Origin of the sequence: Streptomyces sp. NPDC050423 (assembly GCF_040655445.1) — a bacterium.
Lineage (GTDB): Bacteria > Actinomycetota > Actinomycetes > Streptomycetales > Streptomycetaceae > Streptomyces.
The window spans coordinates 24168-45731 of the sequence record NZ_JBFAJY010000006.1; the positions used below are offsets into that span (position 1 = coordinate 24168).

The 21564-nt window shown below is 72.0% G+C and carries 21 protein-coding genes; 14 read left to right on the forward strand and 7 right to left on the reverse strand.

Annotated features, from left to right (window positions below; all coding sequences use genetic code 11):
• The first annotated feature begins 151 nt into the window (after positions 1-151).
• Both AB0I52_RS06590 and purU read left to right on the forward strand, forming a co-directional pair.
• Entirely contained in the window at positions 152-598 is a 447-nt protein-coding gene (locus AB0I52_RS06590) for a hypothetical protein (protein WP_024494606.1), read from the forward strand.
• A gap of 28 nt (positions 599-626) precedes the next feature.
• On the forward strand, positions 627-1529 hold the full coding sequence (gene purU, locus AB0I52_RS06595; RefSeq protein ID WP_363069561.1) for a formyltetrahydrofolate deformylase: 903 nt from the start codon (positions 627-629) through the stop codon (positions 1527-1529).
• Positions 1530-1556: 27 nt separating this feature from the next.
• On the opposite strand, the gene AB0I52_RS06600 is transcribed toward purU, so the two are convergent.
• Positions 1557-2846 carry a zf-HC2 domain-containing protein gene (locus AB0I52_RS06600; protein ID WP_363069873.1) on the reverse strand — a complete coding sequence of 430 codons (1290 nt, stop codon included), beginning with the start codon at positions 2844-2846 and terminating at the stop codon, positions 1557-1559.
• 59 nt (positions 2847-2905) lie between these two features.
• Positions 2906-3502 carry a sigma-70 family RNA polymerase sigma factor gene (locus AB0I52_RS06605; RefSeq protein ID WP_363069563.1) on the reverse strand — a complete coding sequence of 199 codons (597 nt, stop codon included), beginning with the start codon at positions 3500-3502 and terminating at the stop codon, positions 2906-2908.
• 385 nt (positions 3503-3887) lie between these two features.
• Between AB0I52_RS06605 and AB0I52_RS06610 the strand changes: the two genes are divergently transcribed.
• Both AB0I52_RS06610 and AB0I52_RS06615 read left to right on the forward strand, forming a co-directional pair.
• The gene (locus AB0I52_RS06610) at positions 3888-4256 is read left to right on the forward strand and encodes an STAS domain-containing protein (RefSeq protein WP_363069875.1); all 369 of its coding nucleotides are present in this window, start codon (positions 3888-3890) and stop codon (positions 4254-4256) included.
• A 118-nt stretch (positions 4257-4374) separates the two neighbouring features.
• Complete coding sequence (locus tag AB0I52_RS06615) at positions 4375-4896, forward strand: EF-hand domain-containing protein (RefSeq protein WP_363069565.1); 522 nt, start codon at positions 4375-4377, stop codon at positions 4894-4896.
• A gap of 707 nt (positions 4897-5603) precedes the next feature.
• On the opposite strand, the gene AB0I52_RS06620 is transcribed toward AB0I52_RS06615, so the two are convergent.
• Positions 5604-7145: an AMP-binding protein gene (locus AB0I52_RS06620; RefSeq protein ID WP_363069567.1), complete on the reverse strand. Its 1542-nt coding sequence runs from the start codon at positions 7143-7145 to the stop codon at positions 5604-5606.
• Positions 7146-7289: 144 nt separating this feature from the next.
• Here AB0I52_RS06620 and AB0I52_RS06625 point away from each other — a divergent pair, with 144 nt between their 5' ends.
• The 4 genes from AB0I52_RS06625 (at position 7290) to AB0I52_RS06640 (ending at position 11693) form a co-directional block, all read left to right on the forward strand.
• Positions 7290-8483 carry an amidohydrolase family protein gene (locus tag AB0I52_RS06625; RefSeq protein ID WP_363069569.1) on the forward strand — a complete coding sequence of 398 codons (1194 nt, stop codon included), beginning with the start codon at positions 7290-7292 and terminating at the stop codon, positions 8481-8483.
• An 11-nt stretch (positions 8484-8494) separates the two neighbouring features.
• Entirely contained in the window at positions 8495-9652 is a 1158-nt protein-coding gene (locus AB0I52_RS06630; protein WP_363069571.1) for an acyl-CoA dehydrogenase, read from the forward strand.
• A gap of 7 nt (positions 9653-9659) precedes the next feature.
• The gene (locus tag AB0I52_RS06635; protein ID WP_363069572.1) at positions 9660-10607 is read left to right on the forward strand and encodes an acyl-CoA dehydrogenase family protein; all 948 of its coding nucleotides are present in this window, start codon (positions 9660-9662) and stop codon (positions 10605-10607) included.
• 495 nt (positions 10608-11102) lie between these two features.
• On the forward strand, positions 11103-11693 hold the full coding sequence (locus AB0I52_RS06640) for an ATP-binding protein (protein WP_363069573.1): 591 nt from the start codon (positions 11103-11105) through the stop codon (positions 11691-11693).
• A gap of 81 nt (positions 11694-11774) precedes the next feature.
• On the opposite strand, the gene AB0I52_RS06645 is transcribed toward AB0I52_RS06640, so the two are convergent.
• The gene (locus AB0I52_RS06645) at positions 11775-12701 is read right to left on the reverse strand and encodes a cyclase family protein (protein ID WP_363069575.1); all 927 of its coding nucleotides are present in this window, start codon (positions 12699-12701) and stop codon (positions 11775-11777) included.
• 83 nt (positions 12702-12784) lie between these two features.
• Between AB0I52_RS06645 and AB0I52_RS06650 the strand changes: the two genes are divergently transcribed.
• Complete coding sequence (locus AB0I52_RS06650; RefSeq protein ID WP_363069577.1) at positions 12785-13711, forward strand: SDR family oxidoreductase; 927 nt, start codon at positions 12785-12787, stop codon at positions 13709-13711.
• A 268-nt stretch (positions 13712-13979) separates the two neighbouring features.
• Positions 13980-15029 carry a Zn-dependent alcohol dehydrogenase gene (locus tag AB0I52_RS06655; protein WP_363069579.1) on the forward strand — a complete coding sequence of 350 codons (1050 nt, stop codon included), beginning with the start codon at positions 13980-13982 and terminating at the stop codon, positions 15027-15029.
• Between the two features lie 37 nt (positions 15030-15066).
• Here AB0I52_RS06655 and AB0I52_RS06660 read toward each other — a convergent pair whose 3' ends face one another.
• Positions 15067-16059: a helix-turn-helix domain-containing protein gene (locus AB0I52_RS06660; RefSeq protein ID WP_363069581.1), complete on the reverse strand. Its 993-nt coding sequence runs from the start codon at positions 16057-16059 to the stop codon at positions 15067-15069.
• Positions 16060-16245: 186 nt separating this feature from the next.
• Between AB0I52_RS06660 and AB0I52_RS06665 the strand changes: the two genes are divergently transcribed.
• Genes AB0I52_RS06665 through AB0I52_RS06675 form a run of 3 tightly spaced genes read left to right on the forward strand, consistent with a single transcriptional unit; the run spans position 16246 to position 19215 of the window.
• Positions 16246-17451 (forward strand): MFS transporter, encoded by a 1206-nt coding sequence (locus AB0I52_RS06665; protein WP_363069583.1) that lies wholly within the window; start codon positions 16246-16248, stop codon positions 17449-17451.
• Entirely contained in the window at positions 17448-17867 is a 420-nt protein-coding gene (locus AB0I52_RS06670; protein WP_363069585.1) for a DUF2809 domain-containing protein, read from the forward strand. The genes AB0I52_RS06665 and AB0I52_RS06670 overlap by 4 nt, the downstream gene beginning before the upstream one ends.
• Positions 17868-17898: 31 nt before the next feature.
• Positions 17899-19215, forward strand: a complete 1317-nt coding sequence (locus tag AB0I52_RS06675; RefSeq protein WP_363069587.1) for an MFS transporter — start codon at positions 17899-17901, stop codon at positions 19213-19215.
• Positions 19216-19233: 18 nt separating this feature from the next.
• Here the strand turns inward: AB0I52_RS06675 and AB0I52_RS06680 are convergent, their stop codons facing one another.
• A complete protein-coding gene (locus tag AB0I52_RS06680; protein WP_363069877.1) occupies positions 19234-19860 on the reverse strand; it encodes a flavin reductase family protein in 627 nt (208 codons plus the stop codon).
• Between the two features lie 304 nt (positions 19861-20164).
• Here AB0I52_RS06680 and AB0I52_RS06685 point away from each other — a divergent pair, with 304 nt between their 5' ends.
• A complete protein-coding gene (locus tag AB0I52_RS06685; protein ID WP_363069589.1) occupies positions 20165-20668 on the forward strand; it encodes a Uma2 family endonuclease in 504 nt (167 codons plus the stop codon).
• 31 nt (positions 20669-20699) lie between these two features.
• Here AB0I52_RS06685 and AB0I52_RS06690 read toward each other — a convergent pair whose 3' ends face one another.
• Positions 20700-21548 (reverse strand): enoyl-CoA hydratase-related protein, encoded by an 849-nt coding sequence (locus AB0I52_RS06690; protein WP_363069591.1) that lies wholly within the window; start codon positions 21546-21548, stop codon positions 20700-20702.
• Between the last annotated feature and the right edge of the window lie 16 nt (positions 21549-21564).

The window sequence follows — 21564 nt, forward strand, 5'->3', positions numbered from 1 at the left end:
GGGTAACGCCGCAGTGTGCCGCGTTCAACGCTCGGTGACATCCGGGTGAATTGCAGGGGGCCGCACAGGAGGCCGGAAAGGGAACGTACGATCGACAGCTGTGCAGCAAGGTTCCGAGAACACTTCCCGTCGCGGCCGTCGCTCCTCCACCATGGGCGGCATGCCGCTCAACGACATTCCGTGGTGGCGCTGGCGCAGCAACGTGCGCTCGGCGCTGCACATGCTCTCCGACCCCGTCTTCCATCACGAGTGCTGGCTGGCCGGCCGGGAGGGATACGGCGACGTCACCGACGCCGTGTACCGCCTGGTCGAGGACACCTGGCTCGACAACTGGTCCGCCGAGAAGTACGTCGGCACGGTCTTCCGGGACTCCGGTGAGGCCGCCCTCGTCGACGTCGCGGTGCTGCGGGTGCTGCGCATCATGCACCAGGTCGGCGCGGACGCCCCGGTGTCCGCCTATCTGGAGCACCACGGCTGGCCGGAGGCCGTCCGGGCCGCCCGCGAGGCCCATGTGCTGCTCGCCTCGAACGACGGCGAGGACCCCGATGTGCCGCCCCGTTCGCTGGACGTGCTCCGCATCATGACCAGAACGGCCTGAGATCCGGGCGGTGTGGCACCCTACGGGAATGACCGCGCCGCAGCCCGCCGATTCCGTTGCCTCCGCTGTCCCGGACGCCGCGTCCGAGCAGTATGTCCTCACGCTTTCCTGCCCGGACAAGAAGGGCATCGTGCACGCCGTGTCGAGCTATCTCTTCATGACCGGCTGCAACATCGAGGACAGCCAGCAGTTCGGGGACCACGACACGGGTCTGTTTTTCATGCGCGTCCACTTCTCGGCGGACAGCCCGGTGACGGCGGAGAAGCTGCGGGCGAGCTTCGCCGCGATCGGTGACTCCTTCCGGATGGACTGGCAGATCCACCGGTCCGCGGACCGGATGCGGATCGTGCTGATGGTCAGCAAGTTCGGCCACTGCCTGAACGACCTGCTGTTCCGCTCCCGGATCGGGGCGCTGCCGGTCGAGATCGCCGCGGTCGTCTCCAATCACACCGACTTCGCCGAGCTCGTCGCCTCGTACGACGTCCCCTTCCGGCACATCCCGGTGACCAGGGACAACAAGGCGGACGCGGAGGCGCGGCTGCTGGAGCTGGTCCGCGAGGAGGACGTGGAGCTGGTCGTGCTGGCCCGCTACATGCAGGTCCTCTCGGACGATCTGTGCAAGCAGCTGAGCGGCCGGATCATCAACATCCACCACTCGTTCCTGCCGAGCTTCAAGGGCGCCAAGCCGTACCACCAGGCGTACGCCCGTGGTGTGAAGCTGATCGGTGCGACGGCGCACTACGTGACGGCCGACCTCGACGAGGGGCCGATCATCGAGCAGGAGGTGGAGCGGGTGGGCCACGGCGTGACGCCGGACCAGCTGGTCGCCGTCGGGCGCGATGTCGAGTGCCAGGCGCTGGCACGCGCCGTGAAGTGGCACGCGGAGCGGCGCATCCTGCTGAACGGCCGCCGCACGGTCGTCTTCCCGTAGGCCGGGCCGTGTCGACGGCGGCCGGTCTCACAGCCTGCTGAGCGAGGCCGCCGCGAGGAGCACGTCCTGGATCGCCTCGCGGTCCCCGCGCTGGCCGGCCGCTGCCTCCACGGCCGGCACATGACCCGCCACCAACTGGCAGAACTCGGTGCCGTCCAGCGCGACCTGTGCCACCGCGTGGTCGGGGGAGCCGATCGCGGCCGGTGAATCCAGTGCGATGTACCAGTCACCACCGCCCAGGCCCTCGACCTCCAGATGGAGCGAGCGGCCCGGGGAACCGGCCGCCACCAGACGGCGGGCGGGACCGGCGAGCCCCGACCGTCGCCGTTCGGCCAGGGCGGCGGGCAGCATCCGGGCCGCCAGGTCGATCATCCGGTGGAGATGGGCCGCGGAGGGCGCCTCGTACGGATAGTCCACCGCCTCCGCGATGTCACCGCCGTGCACCCAGCACTCGAAGGCGCGGTCCAGCAGGGCGTCCTGCAACGGCAGCGCGAAGTCGCCGTAGGAGACGGAGAGGTCCGAGACACCGCGGCCCGCGAAGGACACGGTGCGGATGAGGGTGTGGCTCTGGTCGCGCCACGGCTCACGGACCGCGCGGGTCGGCGGCCGCCGGGCGGACGACCAGTAACTCTCGGTTCGCGCGGTGGGCGCGAGCGCCGGTCCTGAGCCCCGGCGCGGAATGCCCGGGACGCTGTCGGCGAGTGGGTCGTCGAGGCCGAGGGCGGTGCTGACCAGTCCGTCGACGGTCATGAGGTGGCCGATGACCCCGGCGACCGTCGTCCTGCGGTTGGCCGTGCGCTCGCCCTCGAACCACTTCAGCCGCACCGGGGCGTGCCACTCGGAGGCACCGATGTCGCGCAACAGCGCGTCGAGGCGGGCGGTCTCCGCGTCGTACGGGGCTACCCAGTCGGGCACCGGGATCTTGGCCGGCCGGCGGCTCAGGCAGTTGTCCAGCACCCGCGACCGGAGCAGCGGATCGAGGTCCAGGCTGGCGTCGGTGTGCAGCAGCCCGACCGCGTCACGCAGCCGCAGCGCCTCGTCCGCACAGGGCGCGCACTCCGTGAGGTGCGCCTCGACGGCCTCGGTCTCCTCGGCGGAGCAGGCGGCCAGCGCCCACGCACCGAGGAGCGCCTTCAGTACGCGGTGCGGGAGCACCAGGGACGGCGGACCTGGCGGACCCGGCGGGCCCGGTCGGTCGTCGGCCGGGTCCGGTTGCGGCCGTACGGATTCCGGCTGGGGCGTGGGTGGCGTTGCGTGCCCCAAGTCGAAGTCGTCCGCGGCTGCCCGCGGGCCCGGTATGCGTCGGGCGCCTCGCACCTCGTCGTCCTGACCGTTCCACTCGCGGTCGTCGCCGTCGAGCCCTTCCGCGTCGTCGCTCACAGCCGCCGCCCGTATCCGGGAGGTGAGGAACCCTCCAGCGGACGGGTGTGGGCGGTGGAGAGCAGTTGGAGCCCGAGCCGCAGCCGGCGCCGGGCCTCGTCCTCGGTGACGCCGAGGTCGGTCGCGGTCTGCCGGTAGTCCCGGCGCTGGATGTACGCGAGCTCCAGCGCGGCCCGCAGCGGTGCGGGCATGGACGCGACGATGTAGTCGGCACGGGCGGCCGCCGTGGCCCGGTGCACCCGTTCCTCCAGATCGGCCGGGTCCGCGCGGGCCCGGCCGTCCTCCGCGTCCTCGCACGTCCCGGCCGCGGCGGTGCTGCGCAGCCGCCGCACGGACTGGCGGTGGGTGAGCCGGGCCACCCAGGACCGCATCGAGCCCTGCTTGGGGTCGTAGGCGTCGGGGTGCTCCCACACGTACCCGAAGACCTCCCGGGTCACCACGTCCGCGGCGCTCTCGTCGTCGAGCATCCGGTGGGCCTGGCTGTGCACGAGCGAGGCGAACCGGTCGTAGAGCTCCCCGAGGGCGGCCGCCTCTCCGCGTGCCAGCCGCTGCTGCATCCTGCGGTCCCAGCGGGGTGGTGCGTTATTGGCCATGAGACCCCCAGCCCTGTGCCCGTCTCCTGTACGCCTCGTCACATCGAATGTAGTCGGCAGTACTGACAGGGCACGCACTTTGCGGCAAGTACGTCCGCGCGGACGCCCTGGATGGTAGGGAATGCAGCCCCCGCGACGCCGGAATCAGACCTGAAGTGATCATTTCTGCCTGAAACCCTTCTGTGCGTTCTTGGGGCGGCGGTGTTTCATGGGGGGTGCCCCGGGGCAGCCGCGAGGAGGAACGCAAACTTCCGGATCGCGAATTCCCCGGAATCCCCGGAACGAGAGGCCCAGTCGCGTGACAAAGCCATCCCCTCCTGGAAACCGCCCCCCGGCTGCCGCCGCTCATGCCCCCTGGTTCGCCCAGGAACGTTCCCGGAAGCCACTGAGCGTGGCCGAGAGCGAGCAGGGCGGGTGGACCGTGCTGCGCATGCGCGGTGAACTGGACCTGGTGACCTCACCGGCCGTCCGTCAGTCCGTCCACGACGCCGTCGCCGTCGGCCGCCACGATGTCGTGCTCGACCTCTCCGAGGTCTTCTTCTGCGACTCCAGCGGCGTCGGCGTGCTGATCGCCTCCCGCCGGCTGATGCGCTCCTGCGGCGGCCGGCTGCGGCTCATCCTGCCCGCCCGGGGCGCGGAGGACGGTTCCCACGTCAACCGGGTGCTCGCGGCGCTCGGCGTGCGCCGGCTGTTCGAGGTGTACCCCGACTGCGACTCGGCCGTCGACGACGCGGCCCAGCCGCTCTCGGCCTGAGACCGTCCGCGCGGCGGCCGTCCGGCGGGCGGTCGCCGCTGCCGTTCAGTACCGGGTTGTCACAGCGCTGACGCCGGTAAGTGACACGTGAACCCCGTGGGCGTCGTACGCTCCCCGCATGGACAGCGCAGAGTATGAGCGCAAGATCGCATTCCGCTTCGCCGCCTTCGACCAGGACGGCAACGGGTACATCGATCGCGCGGACTTCAACGCCGCCGCGGCCCGGCTGCTCGCCGAGTTCGCCACGACGGCCCGCTGCGACAAGGGCCAGGCGCTCTACAGCGGGGCCGAGGCGTTCTGGCAGGGCATGGCGGGCATCGCGGACGTGGACGGGGACCAGCGCGTCAACCGCGAGGAGTTCGTCGGCGGGGCGGTGAAACGGCTCCGGGACAGCCCCGAGCGGTTCGCGGAGATCGCCCGCCCCTTCCTGCGCGCGGCGCTCGCCGTGGCCGCCCAGGACAACGACGGTCCGGCCGCGGTGCCTGCCGTGGAGCGGGCACTGCGGGTGCTGGGCGCGAGCCCGGACGCGGCGGCGTTCGCCGCGCAGAGCCTGGACGTGGACGGGGACGGGTGGGTGGCGGAGGCGGACGCGGTGGCGGCGTTCGCCGTGTACTTCACGGTGATCGAGCCCGACGCGTAGCCCTTGGGCGGGCGGCCGCGTGTTGCTTGTCCCGGTCCGGGGCGCGGGTTCTTGTCCTCAATCGCCGGACGGGCTTGATTTTGTGCGGGTGCCCCCGCGGGGCACTTTCCGTGCGGGTGGGGGTCCGGTGCCCCTCGGGGGCGTCTCCTCGGACGACGAACGTGCGGCCGGAACGGACAGGCACCCGGGTATCCGTGCGTAGCCTTGGGCGGGCGGCCGCGTGTTGCTTGCCCCGGTCCGGGGCGCGGGTTCTTGTCCTCAATCGCCGGACGGGCTTGATTTTGTGCGGGTGCCCCGTGGGAGCGCCTGCCCGGTGGGTGGGGGTCCGGTGCCCCTCCGGGGCGTCTCCTCGGACGACGAACGTGCGGCCGGAACGAACAGGCACCCGGGTACCTGTTCGTCGTCCTGCGGGGACTCCCCTGCACGGCCCCGGACCCGGCCGCCTCGCGTCTGCGGCAGTCGTAGGGCCGGTGTGCGGACGCGTGTGATGCAGGGGTGGGGACGTGCAGGGGAGTCCCCGCAGGAAATGGCGTACGACCCGGGTCCCCCGCGGACCCGGGTGAACACGCCATTTCCGAGGAGACGCCCCGGAGGGGCACCACCCCCCACCCACCGGGCAGGCGCACCCGCGGGGGACCCGCACTCAAGCCCGTCCGGCGATTGAGGACGGAACCCCGCACCAAGGAACCCCGCACCAAGGACCGGCGTCACCGCGTCGTGAACCGTTCCCGCAGGCGGTACTTCAGTACCTTCCGGAGGGTCTCGTTGCGGGGGAGGGCGTCCACCACCTCCAGTTGTTCCGGGAGCTTGTGGACGGACAGGCCCTCGCCGCGCAGGTAGGCCGTCAGCTCGGGGAGGGTGAGCGCGGCGGCGTCCGGCGGCTGTTCGATCACCGCGCAGACGCGTTCGCCGCGCTCCTCGTCGGGGAGGCCTATCACCGCCGCGTCGCCAACGCCGGGGTGGCGGGCGAGGAGGTCCTCCACCTCCTTCGCCGAGATGTTCTCGCCCTTGCGGATGATGATGTCCTTCAGCCGGCCCGTGAGCACCAGGTGTCCGCTCGGCCCGACGTGGCCGACATCGCCCGTGAGCAGGAAACCCTCCGCGTCGAAGGGGCTGGGGGAGGCCAGGTAGCCCTTGCAGACGGCCTCGCCCCGCAGCCGTACTTCGCCGTCCGTGTCGTACGGCAGCGGCTTGCCGTCCTCGTCGGTGATCCGGATCTCCATGCCCTCGGGCGGCCGCCCCTCCGTCTCGGCGAGGTGTTCCACGGTGTCGTCCGGGGCCCCCATCGTGATCATGGGGACCTCGGTCATGCCGTAGCCGTGGGTGAGCTGGATGCCCATCTCGCGGACCACCGCGTGGTAGATCTCGGGGGGTTTCGGGGCGCCTCCGCCCGCCAGCAGGCGGAGCGTGGGGATCAGCGGGCGGGACGGGTCCTTGCGCTGCTCCGCCAGGAACATCGAGTAGAACGCGGTGGAGCCGCCCGCGACCGTCACCCCGTGACGCCGGTAGCCCGCCAGCGCGTCCGGCATCGCGAAGTGCTCGAACAGCACCGCCGGGAAGCCGTACAGCAGCAGCATGACCGAGTAGTCCGGGCCCGCGACATGGGCGAACGGGAAGGCCATCGAGCCGACGTCGGCCGCCGACAGGCGCAGCGCGTGGGCCAGGCAGGAGCCGGCCGCGATCAGGCTGCGGTCGGTGTGCAGGACGCCCTTCGGGTCGGAGGTGGTGCCCGAGGTCCAGTAGATCCAGCGCACCGACGTGCCCTCGGCGGGCGGTGGGGGCAGGGTCGCCGGATCGCCGTCCGGGAGGTTCTCGTACGCCTCGAAGACCTGCGGCGGGCGGTCGAGGTCCGCTGACAGGCGGCCGGCCATCGCCGTGTGGTCGAAGCCGCGCCAGGTGCCGGGCACGGCGAGGAACCCGGCCTTCGACTCGCGCAGTGCGAACCCCACCTCGCGGTCGCGGTAGAAGGGGATGAGGGGCGTCTGCACCGCCCCGATCCGGGCCAGCGCGAAGGACAGCAGCGCCGTCTCCAGCCGGGTCGGCAGCTGCCAGGCGACGACGGTTTCCGGGCGCACCCCCATGGCGTACAGCCCGGCAGCCACCCGCTCGCTGCGGTCCCTCAGCTCGCCGAAGGTGAGTGTGCGGTCGTCCTGGATCAGGAAGGGCCGGTCCGGCGTCAGGGCGGCCCGGCGTTCGATGAGCTCCCAGAAGGTGCCTGATGCGCCCAGGGCATGTGCGGTCTCGTTCACGGCGAACCCCTCACAGCTGACGGGTAGTCAGATCGTGCGGAGAGCGTAGAGCGCTGTGCCTTGTCGGTCCAGGGGTGCGGGGCTAGCCTGAGGGCGAAGTAAATCTGACGGATCATCAGAAAAGCGTGCGCCGAAGGGGACACCATGACGGAACTGCCTCGGATCGTCAGCGTCGACGACCATGTGATCGAGCCGCCGCACCTGTTCTCGACCTGGCTGCCGGCCAAGTACCGGGAGCGCGGTCCGCAGCCGCTGACCGCGGGCATCGGGGAGCTCGCGTACACCGGCGGCAAGTACGTCATCACGATGGATCCCGACGGCCCGCCCACCGACTGGTGGATCTACGAGGACCTCAAGTTCCCGTACAAGCGGAACATCGCCGCCGTGGGGTTCGACCGCGACGACATGACGCTGGAGGGGATCACCCGGGCGGAGATGCGGCGCGGCTGCTGGGACCCGGCCGAGCGGCTGAAGGACATGGACCTCAACCACGTCGAGGCGAGCCTCTGCTTCCCCACCTTCCCGCGGTTCTGCGGGCAGACCTTCGCGGAGGCACACGACAAGGAGGTCGCACTCGCGTGCGTCCGCGCCTACAACGACTGGATGGTGGAGGAGTGGTGCGGTGACAGCGGCGGCCGGCTGATCCCGCTCTGCATCATCCCGCTCTGGGACATCGGCCTGGCCGTCGCGGAGATCAGGCGGAACGCGGCGCGCGGGGTGCGGGCGGTGACCTTCTCGGAGATCCCGACCTATCTGGGGCTGCCGTCGATCCACACCGGCTACTGGGACCCGTTCTTCGCCGCCTGCCAGGAGACCGGCACGGTCGTGAACATGCACATCGGGTCCAGCTCGCAGATGCCCGCCGCGTCCCCCGACGCCCCGCCCGCCGTGCAGGCCTCGCTCTCCTTCAACAACGCCATGGCCTCGATGATGGACTTCCTGTTCAGCGGCGTGCTGGTGAAGTTCCCGACGCTCAAGCTCGCCTACAGCGAGGGCCAGATGGGCTGGATCCCGTACGCCCTGGAGCGCGCCGACGACGTCTGGGAGGAGCACCGGGCCTGGGGCGGGGTGCGCGATCTGATCCCCGAGCCGCCGTCGACGTACTACTACCGGCAGATGTTCTGCTGCTTCTTCCGTGACAAGCACGGCGTCGCCTCGCTCGATGTCGTCGGCCGGGACAACGCCACCTTCGAGACCGACTACCCGCACGTCGACTCGACCTTCCCGCACACGAAGGAGGTCGCCCTCGACCACGTCAGGGGACTGGACGACGAGACCGTCTACAAACTGATGCGCGGGAACGCGATCCGGATGCTCGGCCTGGACCTCGACAAGTAGGCGCGCGCGTCATGGACCTCGCGTACACGGAGGAAGAGGAAGCCTTCCGGGCCCGGCTGCGGGAGTGGCTGGCCTCGGTGCTCCCCGGCCTGCCCGGGAAGCCGGACCCCGGCGACTGGCCGGGACGGCGGGCGTACGACACCGGCTGGCAGCGGCTGCTGTACGACGCCGGCTACGCGGGCCTGCACTGGCCCGCCGACGCGGGGGGCCGGGGCGCCACCCCGACCCAGCACCTGATCTTCCTGGAGGAGACGGAGCGGGCCGGGGCGCCCTACGTCGGGGCGAACTTCGTCGGGCTGCTGCACGCCGGGCCCACCGTCGCCGCCGAGGGCACCGCCGCCCAGCGGGCCCGCTGGCTGCCGCCGGTGCTGCGCGGCGACGAGATCTGGTGCCAGGGGTTCAGCGAACCGGACGCGGGCTCGGACCTGGCCTCGCTGCGGACCCGTGCCGTGCGCGACGGCGACGACTACGTGGTCAGCGGGCAGAAGATCTGGACCTCGCACGCGGAGGTCGCGGACTGGTGCGAGCTGCTGGTGCGGACGGACCCGGCCGCGCCCAAGCACCGCGGGATCAGCTGGCTCGCGATGCGGATGGACGCCCCCGGTGTCACCGTCCGGCCGCTGCGCACGCTCGCCGGGTCGACGGAGTTCGCCGAGATGTTCCTGGACGAGGTGCGGGTGCCCGTCTCGCACCGCGTGGGCGAGGAGAACGACGGCTGGCGGGTCACCATGGTCACGCTCTCCTTCGAGCGCGGCACGGCCTTCGTCGGCGAGGTCGTCGCCTGCCGGCGCACCCTGGACGCCCTGGCGGCCGAGGCGCGGCGCGGCGGGCGGTGGGACGACGCGGTGCTGCGCCGGAGGCTGGGCAGGCTGAACGCCGAGTTCCGGGCGCTGTGGCGGCTCACCCAGTGGAACGTCAGCGAGGCGCAGAGCACCGGCGGCGTGCCCGGCACCGGCGGCTCGGTCTTCAAGCTGCGCTACTCGCACGCCCGCCAGGAGCTGTACGAGGCGGCGGCGGAGGTGCTCGGCGCGGGCGACGCCCTCGACCTGGACCGGGAGTGGGTGCTGGACCGGCTCTCCTCGCTCTCGTACACGATCGCGGCCGGTACCTCGCAGATCCAGCGGAACATCGTCGCCGAGCGGATTCTCGGCCTGCCGAAGGGGCGGTGAGCGGACAGTGGACTTCCGGCTCTCGGAGGACCAGCGGGCCCTGCGGACGGGGATACGGGAACTGCTCGCCGGCCGGTTCGGCAGGGACCGGATGCGGGCCGCGCTGGACGGCGGCGGGGGCGTCGGCCGTGAGCTCTGGCGGGAGCTCGGCGCGGCCGGTCTCTTCGCGCTGCGGCTGCCCGGGACGGCGGGCGGGGTCGGGCTCGGCCTGCCCGAATCCGTACTGATGTTCGATGAGGTCGGGCGGGTCCTGCTGCCGGGCCCCCTGGCCGCCACCCAGCTTGCGGCGGGCGCGGTGAAGGGGGCGGCGGAGGGCGAGGCCGTGGTGGCACTGGCGGAGGCCGGGCGGCCGGTGGGGCACCTCGCCGACGCCGACGCGCTGCTGGTCCTGGACGGGGACCGGGCGCGGGTGCTGACCGGCGGGGCGCTCCGGCAGGTCGTACGGGCGGCCCGGCCGGTGCGGTCGCTGGACCCGGGCACCCCCCTGTGGCGGGTGCCGGACCTGGCCGCGCACGACGGCGAACCGTTGCCGGACGGGGCGCGGCTGCGCCGCGAGGGCGCCCTGCTGACCGCCGCCGAACAGCTCGGCAGCGCCGCCCGCAGTCTGGAGTCGGCGGTTCAACACGCCGGTGAACGTGAACAGTTCGGAGCGCCGATCGGGGCCTTCCAGGCGGTCAAGCATCTGTGCGCCGGAATGCTGGTGCGCGCCGAGACGGCCCGTACCGCCGTCTACGCGGCCGCCGTGACGGCGGACCCGGTGGAGATCGCCGGGGCCAAACTGCTCGCCGACGAGGCGGCCGTCGGCAATGCCCGCGACTGCCTCCAGGTGCACGGCGGTATGGGCTTCACCTGGGAGGCGGACGTCCATCTGCACCTCAAGCGGGCCTGGCTGCGGTCCGGGCAGTGGCTGACGGCGGCGGACGCGGAGGAGGCGCTGGCCGCCGATCTGGCCTGAACCGGAGCGGATGGTTGGCCGGTGCACACAGGTGACGCGATGGACCCCTGAGGTTCACGCTGCGGAGTGACACAGCGCAGTCGGTATGCACCGATACCGGCTTGTGTCCGTTGCGTGATTCGTCACGGGGTGGAGTCGGCGCCGGGCTCGGGTACGCTCCGTTGGATGCGAGTGGTTCTGGAACCTGGCGATCCGGATGTGGCCTGTGCGGCTGCTCCGGTCCGCGAGAGGTGCCCTGCTCGTGGTCCACACAGAGGGGCCGGGCCTGCCGGGGAAGCGATTTCCGGGGTTTTCGTGGCCTCCGGGCGCCTCTGTTCGACTCTCCGCAACGTGCGTCGCACAGTATGCACCATGCGTACTCCTTCGCGCTGGAATATGCCCGAAGCGCTTGTTGCGGTGACTGTACGTCAACCATGCTGTCTCGTAAGGGAATCACGTTCCGTGACCCTGAGGAGGCGCGAGGCGATGTGTCCGCCGGTTCGGATGGTGTGAGCGGTGCAGGTGCTTCAGGTTCAGTTGGAGGTCGGGGCCGACCCCGCGGAGGTCGGGCGGGCCCGCAGATGGGCGCGTTCACGGCTGGTCGGGTCCGGGATACGGGACGACGAGCCGCTGGCCGAGACGCTCATTCTGCTGATCTCGGAGCTGGTCACCAACGCGGTCGTGCACACCGGCTGTCCGGCCGTGCTGCGCATGCTGTTCGGTTCGACGGGAGCGCCGGGCAACGCCGGGACCGTACGGGTCGAGGTGGCCGACGCCAGCTGCCGCCCGCCGCAGCAGCGGCACGCGGAGGGCGAGGACACCGGCGGCCGGGGCCTGGAGCTGGTCGACGGCCTGGCCGACCGCTGGGGCTGGCAGCCGGAGGGCGCCGGCAAGCGCATCTGGTGCGAGGTGGACCGGGGCATTCCGCTGATTCAGGTGCAGCTACAGCCCTGCGCCCAGGGAGCGGGCGCGCGCGGCGCCGCGCAGGGCCCGGTGCAGAGCCCCGTGCAGAGCCCCGTGCAGTGCGACACCGGCGGCTGTGACGCCGCCGGGCGCGAGGTGGGCACCGCGTACGAGGCGTCGCACGCGGTCACCCGTCGCGCGTAGGTCCGGGTCAGTCATGAGCGCCGTTTCCGTCGGTGCGGGGCACGGCCCTGCACCGGCCCGGTTCCGCGGCGGTTCGGCGCCTCAGAGGACCGCGACCGGGGCGACCGGTGTGCCGGTGGCGCCGACGAAGGGTTCCGGCATGGCGGAGAGCAGGAAGCCGTAGCGGCCCGACTCCGCACAGGCTGTGGACAACTTCTCCAGATTCCAGTTCTGGCCCTGCAGCATGCCCATCTCGACGAGGTCCAGCGCGTGCACCCCCAGCCACAGGTCCTCGATCTCCGGCGGGAAGATCTCGAAGGTCAGCGTGTCATTGGCGACCGCGGCCACGTCCCGGGCGCGGAACCACTCGGGCGTCCGGATCGAAAGGCCCGGTGACGGGTAGGCGTACCCGTTCTTGTCCCCGGCCAGATAGACCTGAACCTGCCCGGTCCGTACGAGCACGATGTCGCCGGCCCGCACCCGGACCCCGGCCAGCTCCTCGGCCGCGTCCAGGTCCTCGGGGGTGACGGCGTGGTCGCCGGGCAGCCGGTCCACCCCGTGGGCGCGGGCCACATCGAGCAGCACCCCGCGCGAGACGATGTGCGTGGCCTTGTCGATGCCGCTGAAGCGCGCGCCGCCGTGCGCGGTGATGGAGTCGGCCGGGCGGCCGTTGTAGATCTTCCCCGAGTGCGAGACATGGGTGAGGGCGTCCCAGTGGGTGGCGGTCTGGAGGCTCAGGACCGCGCTGTCGTCGCTGGTGGCGACGGTGCCGGGGCCGAACAGCTCCTGATTGATCTGGACCATGGTGTGCAGCGGATTGATCCGCCCCTGGATCAGCCCGCTCTGCACGCCGTCCTGCTGGAGAGGGAGCGCGAGCGGGATCCGCAGCCCGGTCCGGACGGTGGCCGCCGCCTCCCGCACGACCTCGTCGGTGATGAGGTTGAGCGTCCCGATCTCGTCGTCCGCGCCCCAGCGGCCCCAGTTGTTGACGCGCCTGGCGATGTCGTGGAACTCGTCCGGCAGTGACATGGAGCCTCCTGGGGCTTGTGCCGGTGGACCTGATGACCCATAGAATCTAACGGTCCGTCAGAAACCGCGGGAAGGGGCCGGACATGGGGAACTTCTTGGCAGGCAAAGTGGTGGCCGTCACGGGTGCCGGGCGTGGCATCGGGCGGGCCGTCGCGCTCGCCGCGGCGGCCGAGGGGGCAAGAGTCGTGGTCAATGACTACGGCGTCTCCATCGAGGGCGGCGAACCCGCCAGTGAGATAGCCGAGTCCGTCGTCAAGGAGATCGTGGCGGCGGGCGGTGAGGCGGTCGCGGTGGCGGACGACATCTCCACCATGGCCGGCGGGCAGCGGGTCGTGGACACCGCGCTGGCAAGGTTCGGGCGTATCGACGGGGTGGTGTGCGTGGCCGGCATCCTGCGCGAACGGATGCTGTTCAACATGTCCGAGGAGGAGTGGGACCCCGTGATCGCCACCCACCTCAAGGGCACGTTCACCGTCTTCCGGGCCGCGTCCGCGGTGATGCGCAAGCAGGAGGGCGCGGGCACGCTGATCGGCTTCACCAGCGGCAACCACCAGGGGAGCGTGGCGCAGGCGAACTACAGCGCGGCGAAGGGCGGGATCATCTCGCTGGTCCGCAGCGCGGCGCTGGGCCTGCACAAGTACGGCGTCACGGCGAACGCGGTCGCGCCGGTGGCGCGTACCCGGATGTCCGCCAACGTCCCCATGGAGCTCAAGGAGATCGGCGAGCCGGAGGACGTGGCGGCGCTCGTCGTCTACCTGCTCAGCGAGCGGGCGCGCGCGGAGAAGATCACCGGCCAGGTGTACACGATCGCGGGCCCCAAGATCGCGGTCTGGGCCCAGCCGAGGGAACTGCGCGCGGGGTACGCGGAGGGGGCGGCGTGGACCCCGGAACGCATCGCGGACTTCCTGCCGGGGACGGTGGGAACGGACCCGATGCCGATGCTGGCGCAGCTGGAGGCGATGGCGGAGGCGGCGCGGGCCGCGGCGGCGGGAGCGCGCCCGAACGCGTGAGGGGCTCCCGGTGCGCGTTCGCCTTCCGGCGGGGGATGCGTGTGGCCGGCCCCTGGGGTGGGGCGGATCCCGGCTTTCCGGGGCGGCTTAAGCCCCTCCGGCGATTGAGGAGCGGGGATTCGAGGGCGGAGCCCCGGTTGCCGGGCGCGCGGGCGCGTTACCGGGGCGCTGCCCCGGACCCCGGTCCTCAATCGCCGGACGGGCTGGGCTGCAAAACGCAGCGGAACATCATCGCCGAGCGCGTGCTCGGCCTACCGAGGGAGCCGAGATGAGAGGCGTCGTCTTCGACGGCAAGCGGACCGAGGTCGTCGACGATCTGGAGATACGTGATCCGGGTCCCGGCGAGGTGCTGGTCGGGGTGGCCGCGGCAGGCCTCTGCCACAGTGATCTGTCGGTGATCGACGGGACGATTCCGTTCCCGCTGCCGGTGGTGCTCGGGCACGAGGGCGCCGGCGTGGTGGAGGCGGTCGGCGCGGGCGTGAGCCATGTGGCGCCCGGCGACCACGTGTCGCTGTCCACGCTGGCCAGCTGCGGCGCGTGCGCGCAGTGCGACCGGGGCCGGCCGACGATGTGCCGCAAGGCGATCGGGATGCCGGGGCAGCCGTTCTCGCGGGGCGGGAAGCCGCTGTACCAGTTCGCGTCCAACTCGGCGTTCGCCGAACGGACCCTGGTCAAGGCCGTGCAGGCGGTCAAGATACCCGCTGACCTGCCCCTCACCTCGGCGGCCCTGATCGGCTGCGGGGTGCTGACGGGAGTCGGAGCCGTACTGAACCGGGCCAGGGTCGACCGCGGCGAGAGCGTCGTCGTGATCGGCACCGGCGGCATCGGGCTCAACGTGATCCAGGGGGCGCGGATCGCCGGTGCGCTGACGATCGTCGCGGTCGACTCCAACCCGGAGAAGGAGGCGGTGGCCCGGCAGTTCGGCGCCACCCACTTCCTGACCTCCGCCGAGGGCGTCCGGGAGATCCTGCCGAGCGGCGCCGACCACGCCTTCGAGTGCGTGGGCCGCACCGAGCTGATCCGTACCGCGATCGACCTGCTGGACCGGCACGGCCAGGCGATCCTGCTGGGTGTGCCGGCGGCGACCGCCGAGGCGTCGTTCCTGGTCTCGTCGATGTACCTGGACAAGTCGATCCTGGGCTGCCGCTACGGCTCCTCGCGCCCGCAGCGGGACATCGCGCTGTACGCGGATCTGTACCGGGAGGGCCGGCTGCTGCTGGACGAACTCGTCACCGAGACCTACCCGGTGGAGGACTTCGCCAAGGCGGCGGACGACGCGCACCACGGACGGGTGGCCCGGGGGGTGCTGGTGTTCTGACGCGGACGAGCCGGCTGAAAGGCCACCCGGCAGCCTCTCAGCAGCGGTCGCCCGCCGTCGCCCGGAACGTCCGGCGGTACATCGTCGGCGACACCCCCAGTGCCGCCTGGAGGTGCTGCCGCAGCGAGGTGGGCGTGCCGAAGCCGGCGTCGCGGGCGGCCTGGTCGATCGACAGGTCGGTGGACTCCAGTAGCCGGCGGGCCCGTTCCACCCGCTGCTGGGTCAGCCACTGGACGGGGCTGATCCCGACCTCCTCACGGAAGCGGCGGGTGAACGTCCGTACGCTCATCGACTCCTGCTGCGCCATGTCGCGCAGCAGGATCGGCCGTTCCAGCCGCCCGAGCGCCCAGGCCCGTGCGGTGGTCGTGCCGGCGATCTGGGTGTCGGGGACCGGGCGCTGGATGTACTGCGCCTGGCCGCCGTCGCGGTGCGGCGGTACGACGGTGCGCCGGGCGACGTCGTTGGCGACGGCGGTGCCGTGGTCGCGGCGCACGATGTGCAGGCAGAGGTCGATGCCGGCGGCGACCCCGGCGGACGTCAGGACGTCCCCGTCGTCGATGAACAGGACGTCGGGGTCGACCCGGACCGCCGGGAACAGTTTCTGGAAGTGTTCGGCGGACGACCAGTGGGTGGTGGCGGGGCGGCCGTCGAGATATCCGGCGGCGGCGAGCACGTAGCCGCCGGTGCAGATGGAGACCATCCGGGTGCCGGGCCTGATGTACGCGAGCGCGGCGGCGAGTTCGTCGGTCAGCCGGCCCTCGGTGTGGACGGGGCCGAGTTCGTGGCTGGCGGGGATCACCACCGTGTCGGCGGTGGCGAGGGCCTCCGGGCCGTGCTCGACCGTGATCGTGAAGTCCGCGTCGGTGTGGACCGGGCCGGGCGGGCGGATGGAACAGGTGACGACTTCGTAGAGTTTGTGGCCCGGGTTGAACGGCTCGATTCCGAAGGAGCGGCCGAATATCCTTTGTGGGATGCCCAGTTCGAAGGGGAGCAGTCCATCGAGGGCGAGGACGACGACTCGGTGTGGCACGGCGGACTCCCTTCACCACTAGCTGGTATAGACCATAAGCTGATACATGTCATCGGTGTGAAGGAAAAGTCAGCAGACCACGCATGCATTCCCGCCGTGGACAGCGAGAGCGCTTTGCGTGATTCGCCCCCCTTGGTTCCGTTGGCCGGGCTGTCGTCCCTGCCGCCCGAACCGCCCCTGCCGCCCTTGCCCCTCGGGCCCGAACGGCTCTGGAACCGCAACTTCCGGCTCTTCTTCGTCGCCCGCACCGCGGCGCTCTTCGGTGACGGGATGATCCCGGTGGCGCTCACCGCGGGCCTGTTGGGGGCGGGGCGCCCGCACTCCTCGGTGGGGTACGCGCTGGCGGCCTGGATGGGGCCGCTGGCGCTGTTCGTGCTCTTCGGGGGCGTGCTGGCGGACCGGTTCACCCCGCGCCGGATGATGATCATCGCCGATGCGCTGCGGCTGATCGGCGCCTCCGCGCTCGCGGTCTCCTTCGCGGTCGGCAACCCGCCGCTGTGGGCGGTGTACTCGCTGAGCGCGGTGGCCGGTGTGGGAGCGGCGCTCTTCCAGCCGGGCGTCGCCTCGACCGTGCCGCGGGTGGCCTCGGACGTGCAGCGCGCCAACGCGGTGCTCCGCGTCTCCGAGGCGCTGATGACCATGGCCGGCCCGGCGTTCGCGGGCGTGCTCGTCGGGCTGGCGAGCGCCGGCGCGGTCTACGCCGCGAACGCCTCGACGTTCCTGGTCTCCGGCATCTGCCTGTTCCTGCTGCGGCTGGCCCCGGCCCCGTCGGACGAGGCGCAGCGCGGCACGTTCGTCGCGGAACTGGTGGATGGCTGGCACGAGTTCCGGGCGCGCAGCTGGCTGTGGGGCGTGATAGCGATCTGGACGGTGTACGGCTTCAGCGTGCTCGGCCCGATGCTGCCGCTGACCGCCGTCGAGGTCACCGAGGCCCACGGCTCGGGGACGTACGGCGCGATGATGGCGGTGAACGGCGCGGGCAGCGTCGTCGGCGGCCTGCTCGCCCTGCGGCTGCGTCCGCGCCGCCCGCTGGCGGCGGGGGCCGTGGCGCTGACCGGGGTGTGCGTGAACCTGTTGGTGCTGGGGCTCGGGATGCCCGTGTTCGCGCTGGGGATGGGTCAGTTCATCGCGGGTGCGGCGTTCGCGTTCTGGCTGGTGATGTGGTCGACGACCGTCCAGACGCAGGTGCCGCCGGAGGCGCTGAACCGGCTGCACGCGTACGACGTGGCCGGATCGCTGCTGATGCTGGCGGCGGGCCGGGCGCTGGCGGGACCGGTCGCCGACCGGGTGGGCGCACCGGAGGTGCTGCTGGCCGGGGCGGTGATCAACATACTGGCGGTGGGCGTGCTGCTGGCGGCCAGGCCGATCAGGCGGCTGGAGCGGATCGGATGAGGGTGCGCGGACGGGGTGCGTACCGGTACCGGTCCGTCGCGCTGTGCGCGGCCGTGGTGACGGTCGCGGCCGGGCTCGGCGTCCGTACCGTCGCGGACGGCGCACTCGCCAAGTACGCCGGGGACGCGCTCTACACGGTCCTGATCTGCGCCCTCGTCGCGCTGTGCGCCCCCCGCGCCCGGCCGCTCACCGTGGCCGGGACGGGGCTGGCGCTCAGCTGGGCGGTCGAGCTGAGCCAGCTGACCGGGGTGCCCGCGGAGCTGTCCCGGCACAGTGCGGTGGCGCGGCTGGTGCTGGGCTCGACGTTCAACGCGCCCGATCTGCTCTGGTACGCGGTGGGCGCGGCGGCGGCCTGGGGCGCCTGGCGCTTGGTGTGGCCCGATTCCTGCGAACAGTGTCCCTCCGGCCACTCGTGAGGAGGGTCGCGCCGCCGGGATGCTGAGTGACGTGACCCAGACAACCGAAAGTGCCGCTCGGGATGCCCGTCGGCGGATCTCCCCCGAGGTCCGGCGCCGGCCGCGTATCCACCGCGCGTGGATCGTCGCCGCCGTCACCTTCGTGACGATCATCGGCGGCGCGGCCTTCAACTCCCTCCCCGGGCTGCTCATCGACCCCCTGAACACGGAGTTCGGCTGGTCGCGCGGGGAGATCGGCCTCGCGGTCTCCATCGACATGGCGCTGTACGGGCTCACCGCGCCGTTCGCGGCGGCGCTGATGGACCGGTTCGGCATCCGCCGGGTCGTGGTCGTCGCGCTCAGCGCGGTCGCCGCCGGTGCGCTGGCCAGTGTCTGGATGACGGCCGCCTGGCAGCTGATGATGTATTGGGGGCTGCTCGTCGGCCTCGGCACCGGCTCGATGGCGATGGCCTTCTCCGCGACGGTCACCAACCGCTGGTTCGTCGCCCGGCGGGGCCTGGTCACCGGCATCCTCACCGCGGCCGGCGCCTCCGGCCAGCTGGTCTTCCTCCCGCTCTGCGCGTGGATCGTCGACAAGCACGGCTGGCGCCCGGCGTCGGTGACCGTCGCGCTCGCGGCCCTGGCCGTCGTCCCGTTCGTCTGGCTCCTGATGCGCGACCACCCGGCCGACGTGGGCGTGGCACCGTACGGCGGGGAGTACGTGGCGAAGCCCGCGCCCGCCCGGGGTGCGGCGAGCCGGACCGTACGCGTGCTGTTCGACGCGGCCCGCACCGGACCGTTCTGGCTGCTGGCCGGCACCTTCGCGATATGCGGCGCCTCGACCAACGGCCTGATCCGCACCCACTTCGTGCCCTCGGCGCACGACCACCACATGCCCATCACCGCCGCGGCCTCGCTGCTGGCCGTCATCGGGATCTTCGACATCATCGGCACGATCTTCTCGGGCTGGCTCACCGACCGCTTCGACGCCCGCCGGCTGCTGGCCGTCTACTACGCGCTGCGCGGGATCTCGCTGCTGTTCCTGCCGATGCTGCTGGCGCCGGCCGTGCACCCGCCGATGGTCTTCTTCATCGTGTTCTACGGACTGGACTGGGTCGCCACGGTCCCGCCGACCCTGGCCCTGTGCCGGGAGCGGTACGGCGAGGACAGCGCGATCGTCTTCGGCTGGGTCCTGGCCTCCCACCAGGTGGGCGCGGCACTGGTGGCGTTCCTCGGCGGGGTGGCGCGGGACCACTTCGGCTCGTACGACCTGGTCTGGTACGCGGCCGGGGCGCTGTGCGCGGTGGCGGCGCTGATGGCGCTGGTGATCCGGCGGTCGCCGGGAACGGACCGGCGCGGCAGCCGCTGAGCGGAGGCCCGGCCCCGCTCAGCGGCTGAACCGCCCGAACGCCCCCTGGTGGAAGAGCAGCGGCCCGTCCCCGGTCCCGTCCTCGTCCGCCGCCCCCAGCGCCTCCACCCGGCCGACCACGATCAGGTGGTCGCCGCCGGTGTGGACGGCCTGGATGCGGCAGTCGACCCAGGCGGGCACGGAGTCCAGCAGCGGCGACCCGGTCGCGGGGGCGGGGGTGTGGGCCACCCCGGCGAACTTGTCGGCCCCGCTGACCGCGAAGGACCGGCACAGCGCGCCCTGTTCCGCCCCCAGGATGTTGACGCAGAAGGCCCCGGCGCGGGCGATGCGCGGCCAGGTCGTCGACGTACGGGCGACCATGAACGTGACCAGTGGCGGGTCCAGCGAGAGCGAGGCGAACGACTGGCACGCGAAGCCCGCCGGACCGGCTGTGCCGTCGGTGGCGTTCGGATCGTGCGCGGTGACGATGGTGACGCCGCTGGCGAAGTGCCCGAGCACCCGGCGGAACTCGCCCGGATCGACGGGCAGCCGCTCGTCGTCCGCGACGGCCCGAAGAGCGGGGCGCGGCAGCGGATCGACCGGCGCCGGAGCGGCGGCCGTCGCGGCGCCGACGGACCTGAGGTAGCGGACGGCGGTCGCGGCCATTCCTGCGTGTCCCATCACCCTTCGATTAGACCTGACGTCATGTCAGATGGGAAGGGGTGAGGGACCGGTTCCCCGCCTAGTCACGGGCCGGCCGTGCCCGCGGCCGTGCGCGGCCGGAGGCGCGGCCCGACACTGCCGAGAGCCGGATCCCCGGCGCTCCGGCGCTCGGCGTCGCGACGACACCTGGTTCCTCAATGGCTACGCTGAGTCGTCAGGGATTCGGTGGAGCGGGAGGAGGCGCGAGAGGACCGGTGCGCCCGACTACGGCCAGGGCATTGACTCCGAACGTGCCCTGAAGTTCGCCGTGCAGCGGATCCGCGGGGACCGTGCGCAGATCATCGAGGGGATCATCGAGCACGTGTCACCGACCTGGGACCACGAACGTGCCGCCCGAGTGGTTCGCCGGCAGATCGAGGAACGTGTCGACGAGCTGGGGTGCGTCGAAGGCTCCGGGAACCCGGACCTGCCCGGGTCCTCCAATTGGTACGTCCCTGACATCGCAGTGGTCCCCGAGGCGCTCGCCAAAGGGGGCGGTGCTCTGCTCCCCGACCGGACACTCCTCGTTGTGGAGGTCACGTCGGAGGCGGACGCGGAAACCGACCGGGTCGTGAAGCGCCGCCGGTACGCGGAGTACCGAGCGCCGCTGTACCTCCTCGTCGACCGGATCGAGGGCAGCGTGACCCTGTGCTCCGAGCCGGGCCACTTGGGCTGCACCCGGGTGGACGGCCCGCACCCGTTCGGTGCGGTCCTGCGCCTTCCGGACCCGTTCGGTCTGGACCTGGACACCAGCGGGCTGTCACCCGCGTAAAGGGGCGCGCCGCACCCCGGCCGGGTACGTCCTAGATCCCCCGGTACTTCGGGGCCCGTCGCTCCACGAAGCCCGCCACGCCCTCGTTGGCGTCCCGCGTCGTCATGTTGATCTCCTGCGCCATGGCCTCGGCGGCGAACGCCGTGGACCGGTCGGCGTCCAGCGAGGTGTTGACCAACTGCTTGGTGAGGGCGATCGAACGGGTGGGCCCCTCCGCCAGCCGCTGGGCCCACGCCCGCGCCGTCGCCGCCAGCTCCTCGTCCGGAACGGTCCGGTTGACGAGCCCCAGGCGCTCCGCGTCCCGGGCCGGGAGGGAGTCGCCGAAGAACATCAGCTCCTTGGCGCGCTGCGGCCCGATCAGCCGGGGCAGCAGGTACGCGCCACCGCCGTCCGGTACGAGGCCGCGGCGCACGAACACCTCGATGAACTTCGCCGACTCGGCGGCCAGCACCAGGTCGCAGGCGAACGCGAGATGGGCGCCGATGCCGGCCGCGGTGCCGTTGACGGCCGCGATGACGGGCTTCTCGCAGTCCAGGACCGCGGCGATCAGGCGCTGCGCGCCGAGCCGGATCGTCCGGGCGACGTCGCCGGGCACCCGGTCGCCGGTGGCCGGGGCGCCCCGCAGGTCGGCTCCGGCGCAGAAGCCGCGGCCGGTGGCGGTCAGGACGACAGCCCGGACCCCGGGGTCGGCCGAGGCCTCGGCGAGCAGTGCGATGACGCGTTCGCGCTGGTCCCAGGTGACGGCGTTCATCGCCTCCGGGCGGTTGAGGGTGATCCACGAGACGCCGTTGTCAGTGGCGTGGAGTATCAATGATTCAGGCGATCCGGACGGGTCGTGGTGGCCGGTCCGGTCGGCGGTGTCTTCGGGGGAGGACGGCATGAGGCAGCTCCTGGGC

Coding starts and splice junctions, on each gene's coding strand:
- AB0I52_RS06590 (WP_024494606.1), top strand. CDS start 152: ATGGGCGGCATGCCGCTCAACGACATTCCGTGGTGGCGCTGGCGCAGC.
- purU (WP_363069561.1), top strand. CDS start 627: ATGACCGCGCCGCAGCCCGCCGATTCCGTTGCCTCCGCTGTCCCGGAC.
- AB0I52_RS06605 (WP_363069563.1), bottom strand. CDS start 3,502: ATGGCCAATAACGCACCACCCCGCTGGGACCGCAGGATGCAGCAGCGG.
- AB0I52_RS06615 (WP_363069565.1), top strand. CDS start 4,375: ATGGACAGCGCAGAGTATGAGCGCAAGATCGCATTCCGCTTCGCCGCC.
- AB0I52_RS06625 (WP_363069569.1), top strand. CDS start 7,290: ATGACGGAACTGCCTCGGATCGTCAGCGTCGACGACCATGTGATCGAG.
- AB0I52_RS06630 (WP_363069571.1), top strand. CDS start 8,495: ATGGACCTCGCGTACACGGAGGAAGAGGAAGCCTTCCGGGCCCGGCTG.
- AB0I52_RS06645 (WP_363069575.1), bottom strand. CDS start 12,701: ATGTCACTGCCGGACGAGTTCCACGACATCGCCAGGCGCGTCAACAAC.
- AB0I52_RS06650 (WP_363069577.1), top strand. CDS start 12,785: ATGGGGAACTTCTTGGCAGGCAAAGTGGTGGCCGTCACGGGTGCCGGG.
- AB0I52_RS06655 (WP_363069579.1), top strand. CDS start 13,980: ATGAGAGGCGTCGTCTTCGACGGCAAGCGGACCGAGGTCGTCGACGAT.
- AB0I52_RS06670 (WP_363069585.1), top strand. CDS start 17,448: ATGAGGGTGCGCGGACGGGGTGCGTACCGGTACCGGTCCGTCGCGCTG.
- AB0I52_RS06680 (WP_363069877.1), bottom strand. CDS start 19,860: ATGGCCGCGACCGCCGTCCGCTACCTCAGGTCCGTCGGCGCCGCGACG.
- AB0I52_RS06690 (WP_363069591.1), bottom strand. CDS start 21,548: ATGCCGTCCTCCCCCGAAGACACCGCCGACCGGACCGGCCACCACGAC.